The organism is Collimonas sp. (assembly GCF_035566555.1).
Classification (GTDB): domain Bacteria; phylum Pseudomonadota; class Gammaproteobacteria; order Burkholderiales; family Burkholderiaceae_D; genus Collimonas.
Window position 1 is genome coordinate 1 of the sequence record NZ_DATMRB010000045.1, and the last position, 18692, is coordinate 18692.

General features: G+C 58.3%; 18 protein-coding genes and 1 tRNA gene. 15 read left to right on the plus strand and 4 right to left on the minus strand.

From position 1 onward, the window contains the following. From clpX to VNZ65_RS06820, 5 genes are all read left to right on the plus strand, one after another. Positions 1-1164, plus strand: a 1164-nt coding sequence (gene clpX, locus VNZ65_RS06800; protein WP_325667336.1) for an ATP-dependent Clp protease ATP-binding subunit ClpX, incomplete at its 5' end; no start/stop codon positions are given. Between the two features lie 344 nt (positions 1165-1508). Continuing rightward, positions 1509-3923, plus strand: coding sequence for an endopeptidase La (lon, locus tag VNZ65_RS06805; RefSeq protein WP_061941510.1), 2415 nt, complete (start codon positions 1509-1511; stop codon positions 3921-3923). Positions 3924-4219: 296 nt separating this feature from the next. Continuing rightward, entirely contained in the window at positions 4220-4492 is a 273-nt protein-coding gene (locus VNZ65_RS06810) for an HU family DNA-binding protein (RefSeq protein ID WP_062114624.1), read from the plus strand. Positions 4493-4610: 118 nt separating this feature from the next. Next, positions 4611-4687: transfer RNA gene (locus tag VNZ65_RS06815), tRNA-Asp, on the plus strand. Positions 4688-4817: 130 nt separating this feature from the next. Then, positions 4818-6755 carry a SurA N-terminal domain-containing protein gene (locus tag VNZ65_RS06820; RefSeq protein ID WP_325667340.1) on the plus strand — a complete coding sequence of 646 codons (1938 nt, stop codon included), beginning with the start codon at positions 4818-4820 and terminating at the stop codon, positions 6753-6755. A gap of 98 nt (positions 6756-6853) precedes the next feature. On the opposite strand, the gene VNZ65_RS06825 is transcribed toward VNZ65_RS06820, so the two are convergent. Both VNZ65_RS06825 and VNZ65_RS06830 read right to left on the minus strand, forming a co-directional pair. Continuing rightward, entirely contained in the window at positions 6854-7609 is a 756-nt protein-coding gene (locus VNZ65_RS06825; RefSeq protein WP_325667342.1) for a carbonic anhydrase family protein, read from the minus strand. A 257-nt stretch (positions 7610-7866) separates the two neighbouring features. After that, the gene (locus VNZ65_RS06830) at positions 7867-8559 is read right to left on the minus strand and encodes an arylesterase (RefSeq protein WP_325667343.1); all 693 of its coding nucleotides are present in this window, start codon (positions 8557-8559) and stop codon (positions 7867-7869) included. Here VNZ65_RS06830 and VNZ65_RS06835 point away from each other — a divergent pair. Genes VNZ65_RS06835 through VNZ65_RS06850 form a run of 4 tightly spaced genes read left to right on the plus strand, consistent with a single transcriptional unit; the run spans position 8558 to position 11483 of the window. Continuing rightward, positions 8558-9307, plus strand: coding sequence for an ABC transporter ATP-binding protein (locus tag VNZ65_RS06835; protein ID WP_325667344.1), 750 nt, complete (start codon positions 8558-8560; stop codon positions 9305-9307). The two genes, VNZ65_RS06830 and VNZ65_RS06835, sit on opposite strands and share 2 nt — an antisense overlap. 55 nt (positions 9308-9362) lie before the next feature. Beyond that, entirely contained in the window at positions 9363-9701 is a 339-nt protein-coding gene (locus VNZ65_RS06840) for a hypothetical protein (protein ID WP_325667346.1), read from the plus strand. A 49-nt stretch (positions 9702-9750) separates the two neighbouring features. After that, positions 9751-10512 (plus strand): YdcF family protein, encoded by a 762-nt coding sequence (locus VNZ65_RS06845; RefSeq protein ID WP_325667348.1) that lies wholly within the window; start codon positions 9751-9753, stop codon positions 10510-10512. A 56-nt stretch (positions 10513-10568) separates the two neighbouring features. Continuing rightward, the gene (locus VNZ65_RS06850; protein ID WP_325667350.1) at positions 10569-11483 is read left to right on the plus strand and encodes a LysR family transcriptional regulator; all 915 of its coding nucleotides are present in this window, start codon (positions 10569-10571) and stop codon (positions 11481-11483) included. Positions 11484-11493: 10 nt separating this feature from the next. Here the strand turns inward: VNZ65_RS06850 and VNZ65_RS06855 are convergent, their stop codons facing one another. Further along, positions 11494-11916, minus strand: coding sequence for a thioredoxin family protein (locus VNZ65_RS06855; protein WP_325667351.1), 423 nt, complete (start codon positions 11914-11916; stop codon positions 11494-11496). A 90-nt stretch (positions 11917-12006) separates the two neighbouring features. On the opposite strand from VNZ65_RS06855, the gene tsaB reads away from it, so the two are divergent. From tsaB to VNZ65_RS06880, 5 genes are all read left to right on the plus strand, one after another. Beyond that, positions 12007-12717, plus strand: coding sequence for a tRNA (adenosine(37)-N6)-threonylcarbamoyltransferase complex dimerization subunit type 1 TsaB (tsaB, locus tag VNZ65_RS06860; protein ID WP_325667353.1), 711 nt, complete (start codon positions 12007-12009; stop codon positions 12715-12717). Next, positions 12714-13199 carry a ribosomal protein S18-alanine N-acetyltransferase gene (gene rimI / locus VNZ65_RS06865; RefSeq protein ID WP_325667355.1) on the plus strand — a complete coding sequence of 162 codons (486 nt, stop codon included), beginning with the start codon at positions 12714-12716 and terminating at the stop codon, positions 13197-13199. Before tsaB ends, rimI begins: the two co-directional genes overlap by 4 nt. Beyond that, the gene (locus tag VNZ65_RS06870) at positions 13196-14095 is read left to right on the plus strand and encodes a uracil-DNA glycosylase (protein ID WP_325667357.1); all 900 of its coding nucleotides are present in this window, start codon (positions 13196-13198) and stop codon (positions 14093-14095) included. The genes rimI and VNZ65_RS06870 overlap by 4 nt, the downstream gene beginning before the upstream one ends. Then, complete coding sequence (locus VNZ65_RS06875; RefSeq protein ID WP_325667359.1) at positions 14076-15056, plus strand: DUF1853 family protein; 981 nt, start codon at positions 14076-14078, stop codon at positions 15054-15056. The genes VNZ65_RS06870 and VNZ65_RS06875 overlap by 20 nt, the downstream gene beginning before the upstream one ends. 135 nt (positions 15057-15191) lie before the next feature. Beyond that, positions 15192-16010 (plus strand): hypothetical protein, encoded by an 819-nt coding sequence (locus VNZ65_RS06880; protein WP_325667361.1) that lies wholly within the window; start codon positions 15192-15194, stop codon positions 16008-16010. An 85-nt stretch (positions 16011-16095) separates the two neighbouring features. Here VNZ65_RS06880 and lplT read toward each other — a convergent pair whose 3' ends face one another. Continuing rightward, entirely contained in the window at positions 16096-17358 is a 1263-nt protein-coding gene (gene lplT / locus VNZ65_RS06885; RefSeq protein WP_325667363.1) for a lysophospholipid transporter LplT, read from the minus strand. Between the two features lie 187 nt (positions 17359-17545). Here lplT and alr point away from each other — a divergent pair, with 187 nt between their 5' ends. Further along, a complete protein-coding gene (gene alr, locus VNZ65_RS06890) occupies positions 17546-18622 on the plus strand; it encodes an alanine racemase (RefSeq protein WP_325667364.1) in 1077 nt (358 codons plus the stop codon). Positions 18623-18692: the final 70 nt, after the last annotated feature.

An 18692-nucleotide genomic window follows, 5' to 3' on the forward strand; every position in this document is an offset into this window, starting at 1 on the left:
ATCTGCGATGAATGTATCGATCTCTGCAATGACATCATTACCGATGAAGCTTCGAACGTCGAAACGCTGGATGGTCAGAAATCGGAATTGCCGACCCCGCAGGAAATCAGCGAGCTGCTCGACCAGTACGTGATCGGTCAGGAACCGGCCAAGCGCATCTTGTCGGTGGCGGTATATAACCACTACAAGCGTCTCAAGCATCTCGGCAAGAAAGACGACATCGAACTGGCCAAGAGCAACATCCTGCTGGTGGGCCCGACCGGTTCCGGCAAGACCTTGCTGGCGCAGACGCTGGCGCGCATGCTGAACGTGCCTTTCGTGATCGCCGATGCGACCACCTTGACCGAAGCCGGCTATGTCGGCGAAGACGTCGAGAACATCATCCAGAAGCTGCTGCAGAACTGCAATTACGAGGTCGACAAGGCGCAGCGCGGCATCGTGTATATCGATGAGATCGACAAGATCTCGCGCAAGTCGGACAATCCGTCGATTACCCGCGACGTTTCAGGCGAAGGCGTGCAGCAGGCGCTGCTGAAGCTGATCGAAGGCACCATGGCGTCGGTGCCGCCGCAGGGCGGCCGCAAGCATCCGAACCAGGATTTCGTGCAGATCGACACCACTAATATCCTGTTCATCTGCGGCGGCGCTTTCGACGGCCTGACCAAGATCATTTCCGAGCGTTCGGAAAAGAGCGGCATTGGCTTTTCGGCAAATGTGAAGAGCCAGAGCCAGCGCACCTCCAGCGAAGTCTTGCTGGATGCCGAGCCTGAGGATCTGACCCGATTCGGCCTGATCCCTGAACTGGTCGGCCGCCTGCCGGTGATCGCGACGCTGGCGGAGCTGAACGAAGCCGCCCTGATCGAGATCTTGATCGCGCCGAAGAACGCGCTGGTCAAGCAGTACTCGAAATTGCTGCAAATGGAAGGCGCCGAGCTGGAAATCCGTCCAGCTGCCTTGCAAGCCATCGCCAAGCGCGCGCTGGCGCGTAAGACCGGCGCCCGCGGCCTGCGCTCTATCCTGGAGCACGTATTGCTGGATGTTATGTACGATTTGCCAAGTCAGCAAAACGTCGCCAAGGTAGTGGTCGATGAAAATACCGTCAACAGCGGCGCCAAGCCCTTGTTGATTTATCATGAGCAGCCAAAGGTGTCGGGCGCCAAGTAAGCGCCCGGGATTGAGTCGATTCTTGCCGGTGCTGGCCGGGGCGGATTTTGCCTGGCCGGCGCCATGTAGGAAAAGCGGGTAATTTTGTAAAGCCTTGTAAAAAGCAGGGGTTTAAGCAGGCTTTTCACTCAAAAGTAGTACAATTTCCCAAAATATACGATTTGGCTTCAATCGCAAAGCCACCCGAAGTCAGCTTCGCGTGTGGCTTTTTTTATTGCCCCACGCAAAAACCGGGGGCTTTCCCGAAGGCCCCCATAGAAGTGGTGATTTATTGTTGAAACTGGGGCTTGATTCTCGGCCACTCGTGCCAACATCATTAGTAAGTTTTTTTGATAAGGCTCGCCATGACGACTTCTACATTTACTGAACAGACTCAGTTGCCTCTCTTGCCTTTGCGGGACGTGGTTGTATTTCCGCATATGGTGATCCCATTGTTCGTCGGTCGTCCTAAGTCCATCAAGGCCCTGGAAGCTGCGATGGAGCAGGGTAAGAGCATCATGCTGGCAGCCCAGAAAGCTGCCGCCAAGGACGAACCGTCGCCGGACGATATTTATGAAATCGGCTGCGTCGCCAACATCTTGCAAATGCTGAAACTGCCTGACGGTACCGTCAAGGTGCTGGTGGAAGGTGCGCAGCGCGCCCGTATCCATCACATCAGCGAACTCGACACGCATTTCGTAGCCGACCTGACGCCGCTTGAATCCGAACTGGGCGACGAAGCCGAGGTGGAGGCAATGCGCCGCGCCATCGTCCAGCAGTTCGACCAGTACGTCAAACTCAACAAGAAAATCCCGCCAGAAATCCTGACTTCGCTGTCCGGCATCGATGACGCCGGCCGTCTGGCCGACACTATCGCCGCCCACTTGCCGCTGAAGCTGGAGCAAAAGCAGGTGATCCTGGAGATCTTCAATATCGCCAAACGCTACGAGCACTTGCTGGGCCAGCTCGAAGGCGAGCTGGACATCCTGCAGGTGGAAAAGCGCATCCGCGGCCGCGTCAAGCGCCAGATGGAAAAGTCGCAGCGCGAATACTATCTGAACGAGCAGGTCAAGGCGATCCAGAAGGAATTGGGCGAAGGCGAAGAGGGTGCGGATCTGGAAGAGCTGGAAAAGAAGATCCTGGCTGCCAAGATGCCGAAGGAAGCACTGGAAAAAGCCCAGAGCGAACTGAAGAAGCTGAAGCTGATGTCGCCGATGTCGGCCGAAGCCACCGTGGTGCGTAACTACATCGATACGCTGGTCGGCTTGCCATGGAAGAAAAAATCCAAGGTCAACAACGAGCTCGGCAATGCCGAGAAAGTCCTGGAAGGCGATCACTATGGCCTGGACAAGGTCAAGGAACGCATCCTGGAATACCTCGCCGTGCAACAACGCGTCGACAAGTTGAAAGCGCCGATCCTGTGCTTCGTCGGTCCTCCTGGCGTGGGTAAAACTTCGCTGGGACAATCGATCGCCCGCGCCACCAACCGCAAATTCGTGCGCATGGCTTTGGGCGGCGTGCGTGACGAGGCTGAGATCCGCGGCCATCGCCGTACTTACATCGGCTCGATGCCAGGCAAGATCCTGCAAAGCCTGACCAAGGTGGGGGTGCGCAATCCGTTGTTCCTGCTGGACGAGATCGACAAGCTCGGCATGGATTTCCGCGGCGATCCGTCGTCGGCGTTGCTGGAAGTGCTGGATCCTGAACAGAACCATACTTTCTCGGATCATTACATCGAAGTCGATTTCGACTTGTCGGATGTGATGTTCGTTGCGACCTCGAATTCCTTCAACATCCCGCCGGCCTTGCTGGACCGGATGGAAGTGATTCGTCTGTCCGGCTACACCGAAGATGAAAAGACCAACATCGCGCTGCGCTACCTGCTGCCTAAGCAAATCAAGAACAACGGTTTGAAGGCAGAAGAAATCAGCGTCGCCGAAGGTGCGATCCGCGACATCATCCGTTACTACACGCGTGAAGCCGGGGTGCGTTCGCTGGAACGTGAAATCTCCAAGATCTGCCGCAAGGTGGTCAAGCTGCTGCTGTTGAAGAAGCAAGAGAAGAAAGTGGCCGTCACTACCAAGAACATCGACAAGTTCCTCGGTGTGCGGCGCTTCGACTACGGCGTGGCGGAGAAGGAAAACCAGATCGGCCAAGTGGTCGGCCTGGCATGGACCGAAGTCGGCGGCGAGCTGCTGACCATCGAAGCGGTCAAGATGCCTGGCAAGGGCGCCATCATCCGTACCGGTACGCTGGGCGACGTGATGAAGGAATCGATCGAGGCCGCGCGCACCGTGATGCGCAGCCGGGCCGCAAAGCTGGGCATCAAGGGCGAGGCTTTCGAGAAGAGCGATATCCACATCCATGTGCCGGAAGGCGCGACGCCGAAGGACGGTCCTTCGGCCGGCGTCGGCATGACCACGGCGCTGGTGTCGATCTTTACCGGCATCCCGGTGCGCGCCGACGTGGCGATGACAGGTGAAATCACTCTGCGCGGCGAAGTCTTGCCGATCGGCGGCTTGAAAGAAAAACTGCTGGCGGCGCATCGCGGCGGCATCAAGACGGTACTGATCCCAGAGCAGAATGTGAAGGACTTGGCCGAAATTCCGGACAACGTCAAGAACAAGCTGGAAATCGTGCCGGTGCGCTGGATCGACAAGGTGCTGGAAATCGCACTGGAACGTCAGCCGGTGCCGTTGACCGAAGAGGAAGCAGTGCTGGATGCGGCGACGGTTGCCAAGACCGGCGAGAAGAGCGACCCCAGCGTGGTCAAGCACTAAATCTCTTTAAGCTGTTGAATTCACGGTCTTAATTTCCGTGATTGAAGAAAGCGTCCGCAAGGGCGCTTTTTTTTATGCGCACAGCTGTCTGATGTTGAAACTATCAAGTTTGTAAAATCAGGTTAAACCCACCCCGTAATGCCGGAAAGGCGCTTGACACAAGGCTTTGCGGCTTGTTTAATACGAGCTTGCAGATTTTTTCTGCACGCCGCCCGCGATGTTTTTACTGCACGATGCTGACCTTGTCGCATCTCGAAACTCGCATCTCGAATTTCCATTCATATGAGGGGACCTAAGTGAATAAAACCGAATTGATCGATCATATTGCCAAGTCGGCAGACATTTCCAAGGCGGCGTCGACACGCGCGCTGGATGCGATGATCGCGGCAGTAAAAACCACGCTGAAGAAGAACGGCAGCGTGACGCTGGTTGGTTTCGGCACCTTTTCCGTAGGCAAGCGCGCAGCCCGTACCGGCCGTAATCCGCGCACCGGAGAAGCAATTAAGATCAAGGCAGCGAAAGTTCCTAAATTTAAGCCTGGCAAAGCGTTGAAAGATGCTGTAAACTAGCGTTCTTTGGCGTGGTGACAAACGCCAAAATGTTTGACCGGTAGGTTTGTCGTGTTTTCTGCGGCGTGGTCAGGCAGGAAAATGCGAATTTGTTTTATAAGATTTGCGAGCAGTTTCAGGAGTGGTAGTTCAGCTGGTTAGAATACCGGCCTGTCACGCCGGGGGTCGCGGGTTCGAGTCCCGTCCACTCCGCCAAAATACAAAAAAGGCGAACGAGAGTTCGCCTTTTTTCTTATGTGCATTTGGTTTATATAGTTGCCTCATATGAAGTATTCCTATATGTTGCAGCTTTATTTATTAGCCGCTTGATCTCGATTGGCCGACCATGTTTGAATTTGTCCGTACCCATCAGCGCTTGATGCAGTTCTTGCTGCTGCTGTTGATCATCCCTTCCTTCGCTCTAGTCGGTCTGCAAAGCTATAGCAGCTTTGGCGACAGCGCCAATACGGTAGCGAAAGTCGCCGGCCAGCCGATCACCCAGCAAGAGCTGGATGGCGCCTTGCGCCAGCAGATGGAGCGCATGCGCCAGGCGTTTGGCGACCGTTTCGATCCGAAGATGATGGAGACGCCGGAAGCCAAGCAAGGCGTGCTGGACAATCTGATTTCGCAACGGGTGCTGGCGGCAACCGCCAACAGCGAGCATCTGACAGTCACTGATCCGGCCATTCAGCAGGTCATCCTCAGCCAGTTTCCAAACCTGCTCGGCGCGGATGGAAAATTCGACAGCAAAACCTTCGATCAATTGCTGGCCATGCAAGGCATGACACAGATCAGCTACGCTGCCCGCTTGCGCCAGGACATGGCCATGCAGCAGCTGAACGGTGCGGTGCAGTCGACGGCATTCACGCCGAAGACCGTCGCTACCCGTCTGTCTGATATCAACGATCAGGAACGCGATGTGCAGGAACTGCTGTTCAAGTCTGCCGACTACGCTAGCCAGGTGAAGGTCACTGACGCCATGCTGCAAGACTATTACAGCAAGAATCCGAAGGAATTCGAGATTCCGGAGCAGATCAAGGCTGAGTACGTCGTGCTCGACAGCAGTGCGGTTGCGGCGCAAGTCACGGTCAGCGATGCCGATATCAAATCCTATTACGACCAGAATGTTGCCCGCTATACGGTGCCGGAAGAGCGCCGCGCCAGCCACATCCTGATCGCTGTGAAAAAAGACGCGCCTGCCGCTGAGCAAGCTGCCGCCAAGGCCAAGGCGGAAAGCCTGTTGGCCGAAGTGCGTAAGACGCCAGCCGACTTTGCGAAAATCGCCAAGGCGAATTCGCAGGATACCGCTTCCGGTGAACTGGGCGGCGATCTCGGCTATTTCAGCGCCGGCAGCATGGTCAAGCCTTTCGAAGATGCCGCCAACAAGCTGAAGCAGGGCGAGATCAGCGATCTGGTGCAATCCGATTTCGGCTACCACATCATCGAACTGACCGGCATCAAGCCGGCCCAGGTCAAGCCGCTGGATGAAGTCAAGACAGAAATCGCCGGCGAGATCAAGAAGCAGCTGGCAGCACGTAAATTCACTGAAATGGCGGAAGCCTTCAGCAATACCGTGTATGAGCAGGCGGACAGCCTGAAGGCAGTCGCTGACAAACTGCATCTGCAGATCCAGACTGCCGCGAACCTCGGTCGCCAGCCGAATCCTGCAGCTGCGCCTACCGTTCCTTACAACAATCAGAAGTTCCTGACTGCGCTGTATTCCGACGAGGCCTTGAAGAACAAGCACAACACCGAGGCAATCGAAATTGCGCCAAGCACCTTTATCGCCGGCCACGTCCTCGAGTACAAGGCAGTGACCAAGCGGCCATTTGAAGAAGTCCAGGCCATCATCCGCGACAAGGTCACGCGCACTGAAGAAGCGGTGCTGGCCAAGCAAGCAGGTGAAGCCAAGCTGACTGCCTTGAAAGCGCAGGACAACGCCAGCGGTTTCGCCGCGGCGCAATCCGTATCGCGCACCAAGAACCAGGGCATCAATCCACAGGCCTTTGAAGCGGTCATGAAGGCTGACGTCAACAAGCTGCCTGCCTATGTCGGCGTTACCCTGCCGTTGCAAGGCTATGGCCTGTATCGGATCGGCAAGGTCGGCCAGCCGGCTGCGCAGGACCAGGCGCGCCGCGTGGCGGAACAAGAACAGATCACCGGCATCCTGGCGCAACAGGAAATGCTGGCTTATGTGGATGTCTTGAAAGAGAAAGCCAAGGTCAAGATCCTCAAGCCGATCGCAGCGGCGCCGGTGGATGGCGGCAACGGCGAAAACAAATAGAGGCGGAAACTTCTAGCCTGATCAGAACAGCCCATGCAACGTCAGTCGCATGGGCTTTTTTCTGTCTGTCTGTGCGGCAGAGGAAATGGCGTAGAAAATTATTCCTCGCTGATCTGGCGTTGATTCAATTTCTGCAGTGGCCGGTGATTGTCGCGGAAGATCGCCTCGAATGCGGCAATCTGTTGCTTCGACATGGCGATCGGCTGTTCCAGCACGATCCAGTTGACCGATTCCGAGCAAGGCGGCGTAGTCAGCGAACCGGAGTAGATCAGGGCTTTTTTGTCGCTCGGCAGCAAGGCCGCGATATCGACTTGCGCCTGTCGCCCGGCTGTTGCCTGGGTTGCCGGCAGATCGACAAAGACTGGCTCCAGCGCCGGATTTTCTGCGCCTTCCTGGATGAAGATGCCAACCACGGTGATTTGTCCGTTGCTGCTCTTGTTCACCAGGTGCAGTTCCATCGGATAGGATTTCCCATCCAAGGTGTGCTCGCTGGGGGTGTGGAAATGGAATTGATCAAGCTTGTATGTTTCGCCTTTGTAGACCACGGTGTCGTTGGCATCGCTGACATTGGCCTGGATGGTATGGCCGTTATTCAGCAGAGCCACGCTGCCGGCTTCGTAGTGGATCGCAAAGTCCTTGCTGGCGACGCGCTGGGCAGTAGCTTCGGACAGGGCGATCGGCGATTGCCGGCGGCCAGAACGGCAAGCGGCATTGTCCGGAACGCCGTCGGCCCAATGGGTCGGATCGGCTTTGCCATGATAGGACCAGTGCACCCCGGTTTCAGTTGAAAATGCCGATGTCATGGCAGTAGCCAACAGGCTGGCGGCGATAGCGGATTTGAGAAGTCTCTTCATTGTTTTCTCTGGAAAATGGAGGAGGGCTGTGATCGGATTCGATGACAGCAAGCCGTATTCTAAGAAAAGAGATCTTCAAAATCTGTAGGAATGGTCCTTTGCGCGAGCCGGGTTTTTCTGGAAAACTTCCGGTTTTCGGAGCTGCCGGCAGCTTGTGCGCGCCGGGCGTGGCAACTATCCGCATGCGCCCTGGGCAGATATTAATCCTGGCTGGTGCTGCGGTTGATTGGTCGCCGCTCGAAACGCATGCGCAAAGACTATTTCGCCAGCAGCGGCTTCAATCCCGACCAGACATTATTCAATATGATCGGATGCGCCTGTGCCAGCGGGTGCATGCGGTCGGCCTGGAACATGTCCGGCTTGTCGGCGACGCCATCCAGCAGGAAGGGCACCAGCGCTGCCTTGGTCTGCTTTGCCAGCGTCGCATACTGTGCAAAGAATTTTTCGGTGTAGTCGCGGCCGTAGTTGGGCGGTATCCGCATGCCCACCAGCAGCACCTTGGATTTTGCTTGCTGGGCCGCGCCGATCATGGCGCGCAGGTTGCTTTCGGTAGCGCTCAATTGCAGGCCGCGCAGCGCATCGTTGGCGCCCAGTTCGATGATGACGATATCCGGCTTGCGCTGCAGCAGGGCCGGCAGGCGCGTCTTGCCGCCGCTGGTGGTCTCGCCGCTGATGCTGGCGTTGGTGATGGTGGCGTCAATTTTTTCAGCCTGCAGCCGCTGCTGCAGCAGCGCCACCCAGCCGCTGCCGCGCGGCAAGCCGTATTCCGCGGAAAGGCTGTCGCCTAACACCAGTATCGTTTTTGCTGCAGAATAGGCATTGTTCGTCCATACTAGACCCAGCAGGCCGAGCAGAATGACAGCTCGCCGCGAACCGCTAGCGATCTTGCCGGTCATACGTCCAGCCCATTCCTGACAACCATTCTTCAACCCGGAGTCGATAATCTGCATGCCTCAGTCCTCTTCTGTTAATCCTGCAACGGTGAATTCCAGGGCGCCGGCCATCGATGTCCAGCATTTGAGCAAGCGGGTCGCCGACGCCAGCGGCGAGCTGGTGATTCTTGATGATATCAATTTTAACGTCCAGGGCGGCACCACGCTGGCGATTGTCGGCGCCTCCGGTTCCGGCAAGTCGACTTTGCTGGGCTTGCTGGCTGGCCTGGATACGCCATCCTCGGGTACGGTGCAGATCGACGGCAGCGATATCTTTGCGCTGGACGAAGACGGCCGCGCCGGCTTGCGCAAGGAAAAGCTGGGTTTCGTGTTCCAGTCCTTCCAGCTGCTGAGCCATCTGAGCGCGCTGGAGAACGTCATGCTGCCGCTCGAACTGCGGGGCGACAAAGATGCGCGCCAAAAGGCGCAAGCCAAACTGGAGCGGGTCGGCCTGGGCAGCCGTTTGCAGCATTATCCCAAATACCTGTCGGGCGGCGAACAGCAGCGCGTGGCGCTGGCGCGCGCTTTCGTGACCGAGCCGCCGCTGCTGTTCGCCGACGAGCCGACCGGCAGCCTGGACGCTGCGACCGGCGATGCGGTGATCCAGTTGATGTTCGACTTGAACCAGGAGCGCGGCTCCACCCTGGTGCTGGTGACGCACGATACTTCGATAGCCGAGCTGTGCCGCCAGACCATCACGATTGCCGCCGGCCGTTTGCTGCGGCCGGGCGATACGGCGGCGACCGACCAGCAGATATTTCAGTAAGTCCGGATCAAACCGGATACGCGCTAGCGCAGATCAGGAAATGGGAGATTGGTGGATGTCAGCATGGCTTTCGGTAACAAAGGCGGTGCTTCCGTATGTCAGCGATATTATCTCGGTGGCGGTGCCGGTATTTACCCGCCGCAAAGGGAATACGGAAGAAAGCCAGATCCAGATCCTGCAGCAGCAGGTGACAGAGTTGCAAGGAGCTTCTTTGCAGAACGCGAGCGACATCAAGGCGCTGGCGGAACAGCTGAGCGCAGCTTTGCCTTTGCTGGAGCGGGAAGTGCAGGCGGTTGACGCCAAACTGGCGCGCGCCAGCCTGGTGTGCGGGGTTGGCGTCGGAGTTGCCGTACTGGCGCTGGTGGTCAGCTTCATGGCTCTGCTGGCCAAATGAGCGGATGCCTGGAAGCCAGTAATTTTCTATATGACTTGATGCCGCTGACATGACTTTTATTGTTCTCTTCCTCCTGATCGCCACCGCCGCCATACTCACGTTTCTTCAATGGCAGCGTTCGGGCCGCCTGTTGTATGCGCTGGCGCTGCTGTTGTTCATCGCCACCGGGGTCGGCATCCTGCCGAAATATTTGCTTGGCAGCCTGCAAGTGCCTTATCTCGCTTCCGCCGCCGTGGCGGATATGCGTTGGGGTGCACAGAATGTCATCGTCCTGCTCGGCGCCGGTACCGAAGCAGTCGCCGACCAGGTCGAGACTGGCACATTTGCCTATGGACGCGTGGCGAAAACGGCGATCTTGTATAGCGCTTGCAGAAAATCCGCAGGGCAATGCAAAGTGATCGTCAGCGGTGGCGACGCACAGCGGCGCGGCGTTGCCGAAGCCGTTGTGTACGGCGCATACCTGGAGCAGTTGGGAGTGGATAAAGCCGATCTGACGCTGGAGACAAGCAGCAGGAATACATGGCAGAATGCGCAGTTCAGCGCGCCCTTGCTTACCCGCGACGCGGGCCAGGTGGTGCTGGTGACGTCCGGCATTCACATGCGCCGCAGCCTGCTTTATTTTTCGCATTTCGGCATCGACGCCAAGCCGGTGCGGGCCGATTATCTGGCGGCCAAGGGCAACTGGTTTCCGCTGGCCTACAATTTTTGGGTAACTGATCTGGCGCTCAGCGAGTACATCGGCGTATGGCGCTATCATGCGTATAACCTGCTGGGCTGGAATGCGCCGGCTGTCAAGCCGGCGCTGCATTGAAGCGGCGATCAGGCGCGCTGGCGATCAAATACTTCTACGGGAAATAAGGACACTGGATGGACCGCTTGCAATCCATGCGCGTATTCGCGAAAGTGGTGGAGCAGGGCAGCTTTGTCGCTGCCGCCCAGGTGCTGGACATGTCGAATGCCGTCGTCACGCGCCTGGTGGCCGATCTCGAGAACCATCTCGGGATCCGTCTGTTGCACCGTTCGACCCGCCGCATGGCCTTGACCGAACCAGGCCAGGCCTACCTGGAGCGGGTGCGCCAGATCCTGGACGAAATCGACGAGGCGGAGGCTGCCGCCTCCGTGCTCTCGACCAAGCCTGCCGGCACCTTGCACATCTATTCGCAGATCGGTTTTGGCCAGACTCAGCTGGCGCGCCTGCTGCCGCTGTACTCGAAACAATATCCGGATGTCCAGCTGGATGTGACGTTGTCGGACCGCACCGCCGATCTGATCGAAGAAGGTTTCGATGTCGGGATCTTCTCGGTCAACCAGAAATTCGATGTCAGCATGGTGGCGCGCCAGCTCGGCATCGCCGAAGTACTGCTGTGCGCTTCGCCGGCTTATATCGCTGAGCACGGCGCACCGCAGGCGCCGGAGGATCTGGCGCGGCACGCCTGCCTGAACTTTTCCCTGGAACACTTGCGCCATCACTGGACCTTCCAGTCGGCGGAAGGCACCTCGGTGATCCCGATTGCCAGCAAAGTCATGTCGAATAATACGGAACTGCTGCGGCATTGCCTGCTGGCCGGGATGGGCATCGCCATGCGCAGCTCCTACACGCTGGGCGACGACATGGCAGCGGGGCGGGTCGTGCGGGTGCTGCCCGAGCATCAGATCAACAAGGTGGCGGTGCGCCTGGTGTATCCGAGTCGGCGCCTGTTGTCGGCCAAGGTGCGCAGTTTTGTTGATTTCATGATGGCGCAGTTTCCGCACCCGGATTGCGACCCCTGGCTGGTGTCCTGAGCTCTAGGTTTTAGCTGTTGGTCAGGCGCCGCAGCAAATTGCCTTCCTGTTGCCACAGGCGGCGTTCTTCGCTGCTCTCGGCTTCAGCCCGCAATTCTTCTACGCTCTTGCTCATCTGCGACTGCAGGATGCGTTCAGCCAGGCGCAAATCCATTTCCACCGGGGCCAGGAAGGCCACCACATCGCCACGCTGGATCAGCAAGGTGGGAAAATTGTCGATATCCAGGTCGCCCACCAGTTCAGCCTGGTCTTCGATATCGATCCAGGCAAATTGCACTTGCGGGTGGCGTTGCGCCAGCGCCGTGAAATTCGCTAGATATTCCCGGCAGCTGCCGCACCAGGCGGCACACAGGCAGGCCACCACCCAGCCGTCGTCGCTGAGGATATCGGCAAGTTGCGAGTGGTTGTGGCGGTCGAGAGTCAGGATCAGCATAGCCGGTATTTTACCGTGACTGCGTCCGAATCTGGACGATCCTGCTCGAATACCGCTCGGAGGCCTGCGCGGCACGGTAAAATACTGTCTATGCAAACAATTCTTGCCATCGAAACATCCACTGAACTGGCTTCCGCCGCCTTGTTGCGCGACGGCCAGGCGATTACCCGCGAATCGGCGGGCGTGCAAACCCATTCCCTCGCTATCTTGCCTATGGTGCAAAGCTTGCTGTCTGAAGCCGGCATCAGCCTGGCGCAGTGCGACGCGCTGGCGTTCGGCGTCGGCCCCGGTTCGTTTACCGGCGTGCGTACCGCCTGCGGCATCGTTCAGGGCCTGGCCTTCGGCGCCGGCCTTCCGGTGCTGCCGGTGGTGACCCTGGCCGCCATGGCGCAGGCCTGCCGCGAACTGAATGGCGCGGACGACGTGCTGGCCGTGCTGGATGCACGCATGGGCGAGGTCTACTGGGCGCAATACCGTTTCGCCGACGCGCACTGGCACATCATTGTCGAACCGACCTTGTCGGCGCCGGCGGCCGTGCAGCCGTTGCCATTGGCGGCCGGGGCAAAGGCTTTGCAAGCCTGCGGCAACGGTTTGTCGGCCTATGCCGAGGCTTTTTCCGCGGCGCCATTTGCTGCCGCCGGCTTGCCGGACGTGATGCCGAATGCGCGCCAGATTGCCGAGCTGGGCAGCATCGCTTTTTCTCAAGGAAAAGGCTTGAGCGCGGTAGAAGCGCAGCCTTTGTATTTACGTAACAAAGTCGCGCTCACTACCGCCGAGCGCGCGGCCAAGGTGCAGCCATGAGCGCCAGCCTGCAAGAAGCTCCGGCATTGCGGCCGCCGCTGGCCTTCGCGGCGATGCGTATCGAAGATCTCGACGAAGTGGTCGCGATCGAGAAGAGCGTGTATTCCCATCCATGGACCCACGGCAATTTTGTCGATTCGATCCAGAGCGGCTATCAATGCTGGGTGCTGCGCGATGCCGACAGCGTCCTGCTGGGATATTTTTTCATGATGGCGGCGCTGGACGAGGCGCATTTGCTGAATATCAGCGTGCACGGCGACATGCACAGGCGCGGCATCGGCAAGATGCTGCTGGATAAGGTATGCATCCTGGCGCATCAGCAGCAGATGCAGTCGGTGCTGCTTGAAGTGCGGCCCTCCAATACGCGCGCGATCGGGATTTATCAGCGCTACGGTTTCGCCGAGATCGGCCGCCGCCGCGATTATTATCCGGCCGCCGATAATCAGCGCGAAGAAGCGATCGTCATGAGGCTGTTCCTATGAGCGAAGCGACCAGGCGCAGCGTTTTCCTTGACGAGATCGGACTGGGGCCGATCTGGCTGCGGCGCGAGCGTGTGCCTGCCTCGAACGAAGCTGCGCCAGAGCTGGCCGATGTTTCTCCGCCGGCGGCTGTGGCGCTTGCGGCGCAGCTGCCCGTTGTTGCCATGAGTGAGGCGGAGCCGCAGCCCGCAGCAGTGCTCGCACCTGCTGCTGTTGCGTCGGCGCGGGATGCGGCGCCCTCGGCCTGGGCCGAGGATGGGGCCGTCAATTCTGCGCCGCCGGCGCCGGCCACGGCTATTTCATTGCTGCAGTCGCCGGCCGCGATGGACTGGCCGCAGCTGCAGACAGCCGTTGCCGAATGTACTGCATGCGGACTTTGCCGGGGACGCAAAAACACCGTATTCGGCGTCGGCGACAGCAAGGCCAGATGGCTGTTCATCGGCGAAGGGCCTGGCCGCAACGAGGATATCCAGGGCGAGCCGTTCGTCGGCCCGGCCGGCAAGCTGCTCGACAATATCCTGCTGGCGATGGGACTGGCGCGTGGCCAGAACGCCTATATCGCCAACATCGTCAAATGCCGTCCGACCGATGAAAATGGCCGCGACCGGCCGCCTGCCGCCGACGAAGTGGCCGCCTGCATGCCGTATCTGCAGCGCCAGATCGAACTGATCCAGCCTACCGTGCTGGTAGCGCTGGGCAAGACCGCCGCCTTGTCCCTGCTCGGGCTTGATCCGTCGACACCGGTGTCCAAGCTGCGCGGCAGCGTCCATCGCTATGCCGAACGTCCTTTGATCGTGACCTATCACCCGGCCTATCTGCTGCGGCAATTGGCGGACAAGGGCAAGGTCTGGAGCGATTTGTGCCTGGCGATGAGCACCTATGCCAATACCCCGGAATGAGGCTGCAGGGCTAGCGCAGGTGGTGCCAAGCGCTACCTGCCAGGAACAATTCCATCGCCGCTGGAATCACTTGCAGGATCCGCATGTCAGGGCGCTGGCCTGGCTGCTGGATGCGCCCGACTTGCTCGATCCGCAGGCGCCGCAATGGCTGGGCCGGATCGCCACCTATGCCGACGCGGATCTGGCGCCATGGCTCAATGCGCTGGACCGGGAGCCGCAAAAACTGCAGGATTTGCATGACTACATAGGCAGCTTGCCTTCAACCCGCCTCGGCCTGTATGCGGAAAAACTGCTGGCGTACTATTTCGAGCGGCGGCAGTTGCTGGTGGCGCACAGCGTACAGGTGCGGGCCAGCAAAAACGATACAGTCGGCGAGTTCGATTTCCTGTTGCGGCTCAATGGCGGCCTGGTCCACTGGGAGTTCGCCAGCAAGTTCTATCTGCTGGCAGCCAGCGGCGCCAGCCCAAAGGCGGACGATTTTATCGGCCGCGACATGGCGGATTCGCTGGGTTCGAAAATGCACAAGCTGTTGCACCAGCAACTGGCTTTATCGCAGCATCCTGCGGCTCAGGCACATCTGAGCGAAGCGGTTGTGTCGGCGCAGGTATTGATGAAAGGCTGGCTGTTTTACCAGGACCCGCTGCACCCGGCTGGCGTTCCCGGCGTATCGTCAAATGCCTGCCGCGGCTATTGGTGCGCCTGGTCCGATTTGCAGTTGGATGAGACCGCCGGGTATTATCTCTTGCCGCGTCAGCGCTGGCTGGCACCGGCCAAGGTGGCGTCTGAAGATGTGCGCAGCGCGGCGCAAATGCAATTGACGTTGTCGGGACATTTTGCTGACGATGCCTCGCCAGTACTACTGGTTACCTTACGTTCTGAAGGTGAGTTTTCCCTGGAAACCGATCGCGGGTTCGTTGTGAGGCCCGGCTGGGCGCTGCAAGCCGCTGCCCGTCGCCGTTAATGGCTTATCTGTTCTGCCGCGGAATAAACGAAAAATTCTTTTTGGTAAGAATTTCTTTCCAGGCAATGTTGTTTCCGGCATAATGTATTTTTAACTCAATATTTCAAAAACACTGCATTAAAGACCAGGGAACACATGAGGAAGTTAGCAATAACCACAACAGCACTGCTTGGTGCTTTTTTTTCGTCTGCCGCTCAGGCAGAGGATATCATTTCTCGCTTTACGGTCCGGGACCAGGGCCAGTTTGCCGTTGACGGCAGCTTGGCGGGGAGCCGCGGCCATTCTTCTTATGGTAGTCCTTATGCCCCGGGACTCTCGGCGGAACAGCATGACTACGACAGCAGGGCTATTCTTGGCGGAAATATTGGACTGGGCTACGGCATCGAGTTGTACGCCGCTCTCCCATATGTCCTGAGCAACCATGTCGGAGTGGATTACACCTACCAAGGCAATCACTTTTCCCGTGACTTTGACGGTGACAAGGGCTTCAGCGATGCGACCTTCGGTCTGAAATATCGGGCTTTCAAAAGCGCTGATGGCAGCAATGAAGTGCTGCTCAGGGCCGCCGTTTTGCACCACAGCGGCTCTTCGGGATTTATCAGTGCGGAAGCAAGCTACCTGCATATGTTTGCTCCGGCAATCAAGACGGCCATTTCGCTGAATTACGAGAAAGTGCAGGGTGGACCTGATAGCGCAGGCATGGGTACGTATCTGATGTGGCAGGTGTCGCCGCAAATTGCTTTCGTACCGTATGTCCGGGCTGATCGTATCAGCGGATACCAGGGGCTAGCTAGCTATAGCGCGGTGGCGGGCGGCGTGCAGTTGCGCTATTCGCCGGTCAAAGGCTGGAACATCACGCCAGGCCTGAGCGGAAGCCATGCCGGTAAGCGTGGCAGCTATATCGGTAGCTCGAATTCCATAGGTGCGTCGTTGATTGTACAGAAGGAATTTTAATCATCCTGGCCATGCTGCACGATCAGGGAACAAAAAAGCGGGCTTGCCCGCTTTTTTTATTGCCCTGATTTCACCACCAGTTTGACTAGTGCTTGACTTCGCCAATCAAGGCCAGCGAATCATGCTCGCGCTGGTTGGCTGCATGCTTGCGCATGATGAGCAGCATGATGCAGGCCACGAAGGAGCCGAACATCAGGATCACGATATTCACGTCCAGATCGATCTTGATCATCAGGGCGTACAACACCAGCATGGTCAGCACCGACAGGTTCTCGTTGAAATTCTGCACCGCAATCGAATGGCCGGCGCTCATCAGCACATGGCCGCGATGTTGTAATAACGCATTCATTGGCACCACGAAATAGCCTGACAGGGCGCCGATGATGATCAGCAGCGGATAGGCTACCCAGACTGAATGCACCACGGTCATGGCCATTACGACAATCCCCATCACGATGCCCATCGGCATGACAGTCAGCGACTTTTTCAGCGGGATCATGCGGGCTGCGGCGCCGGCGCCGATGGCCACCCCGAACGCCACCACGCCTTGCAGAATGGCAGCCTTGTCGAGCGGCATGCCGAGCGATTTCTCCGCCCATTTCAAGACAATGAATTGCAGGGTGGCGCCGGCGCCCCAGAACAGGGTGGTGACGGCCAGTGAAATTTGGCCCAGCTTGTCTTTCCACAAGATCGCGCAGCAATTGGCAAAGTCGGCAATCAGCTTGCTCGGCCTGTGCTGCTGATGCGGATAGCGGGCGCCGGTGTCGGGAATCTTGAGGTTGAAGATGGTGGCGATCACATACAGCGCGCCGATCACCATCAGTGCCGCATGGGTGGGCGTGTTCAGGTGCCAGTTGAAGATAGGTATGTGCCATTGCAGCAATATCGACACCACGTGCGGACTGACCAGAGCGCCGCCCAGCACTGTACCGAGGATGATGGAGGCCATGGTCAAACCTTCAATCCAGCCATTGGCCGCGACCAGTTTCTCAGCGGGCAACAATTCTGTCAGGATGCCGTATTTGGCGGGCGAATATGCCGCCGCGCCAAAGCCGACCACCGCGTAGGCAAGCAAGGGATGGACATCGGCGAACATCATCAGGCAGCCGGCGATCTTGATCATGTTGGTGATGAACATGACTTTGCCTTTGGGCAAAGAATCGGCAAAAGCACCGACAAAAGCGGCTAACAGCACGTAAGACAAGACAAAAAACAATTTCAGTAAGGGTGTCATCCAGTCCGGCGAGGACATTTCCGCCAGTAAGGCGATGGCCGCTATGAGTAGGGCGTTGTCGGCTAGCGAAGAAAAAAACTGCGCTGCCATGATGGTGTAAAAACCGCGATTCATCCGCATCCCAGAATGTAACAATGTGTCCCCGGCCTGCTTTATACCATGAAAATATGACCGTTCCGTGTTTATGACGGCAGCAAAAGTCAAAACGTTCAGGGGAATTATTGAGAAATTGCCAATCCTTTGCCGCGCTTGCTTCCGGTAAAATAGGGCGCTCTACGAATCTTCAGCATTTCTGCCATTCATGCCCAGACCGCTCCTTGCCTCGATAGACATTTCTGCGCTACAACACAACCTGCGTATTGCCAAGTCGCATGCCCCATTGGCGAAAATCTGGGCGGTGGTCAAGGCCAACGCCTACGGCCATGGCCTGGAGCGCGCCATGCGCGGTTTCGCGGAAGCCGACGGGCTGGCCCTGATCGAGCCTGAAAATGCGCTGCGCTTGCGCGAACTGGGCTGGCAAAAGCCGATTCTGTTGCTTGAGGGAATTTTCGACGCCGCCGACCTGGAAACCGTCGTACAGGCCGGGCTCGACTTTGCCGTGCATTCGCCGGACCAGATCCTGCTGCTGGAACGCGCTGCCTTGAAGGGGCCGCTGGATGTCCACCTGAAAATGAACAGCGGCATGAACCGGCTGGGCTTCAAGTCCGAGGTTTACCGTGCGGCCTATCAACGCTTGCGAGCGATTCCTGCCATCCGCAAGATCACGCTGATGACGCATTTCGCCAATGCCGACGATCCGCTTAATCCGGGCTTGCCATTGCTGCAACAAGTGCAGTTGTTCGAGCAAGGTACGGCCGGCATCGAGGAACAGCGCAGCATCGCCAATTCAGCTGCCGATCTCATGCATCCCGAACTGAAATCGGACTGGGTGCGGCCCGGCATCATGCTGTACGGCGCCAGTCCGGGCGGCGCCAGCGCCGAACAGTTCGGCCTGAAGCCGGCGATGACGCTGACCAGCAAGATCATCGGCATCCAGCGCATAGGCGCGGGCGAGGCGATCGGCTACGGCAGCCGTTTTGTCGCCGCCGCGCCGATGATCGTCGGTGCGGTAGCCTGCGGTTATGCCGACGGCTATCCGCGCCACGCCCCCAACGGCACGCCGGTGCTGGTCGATGGCGTCCGCACCGCCACCGTCGGCCGGGTGTCGATGGACATGTTCTCGGTCGACCTGACCAATGTGCCCGGCGCGGCGGTCGGCAGCAACGTGACCTTGTGGGGCGCCGGCTTGCCGATAGACGAAGTGGCCCATGCCGCCGGCACCATCGGCTATGAATTGATGTGTGCTTTGGCCGCGCGGGTTAAAGTGCTGGAGTCTTGAACGCAGGACGGTAAAAAGCGTCCACCAAATGGGTAGATGGTGGGCAGATCAGTTGTGCATGCATGTTATG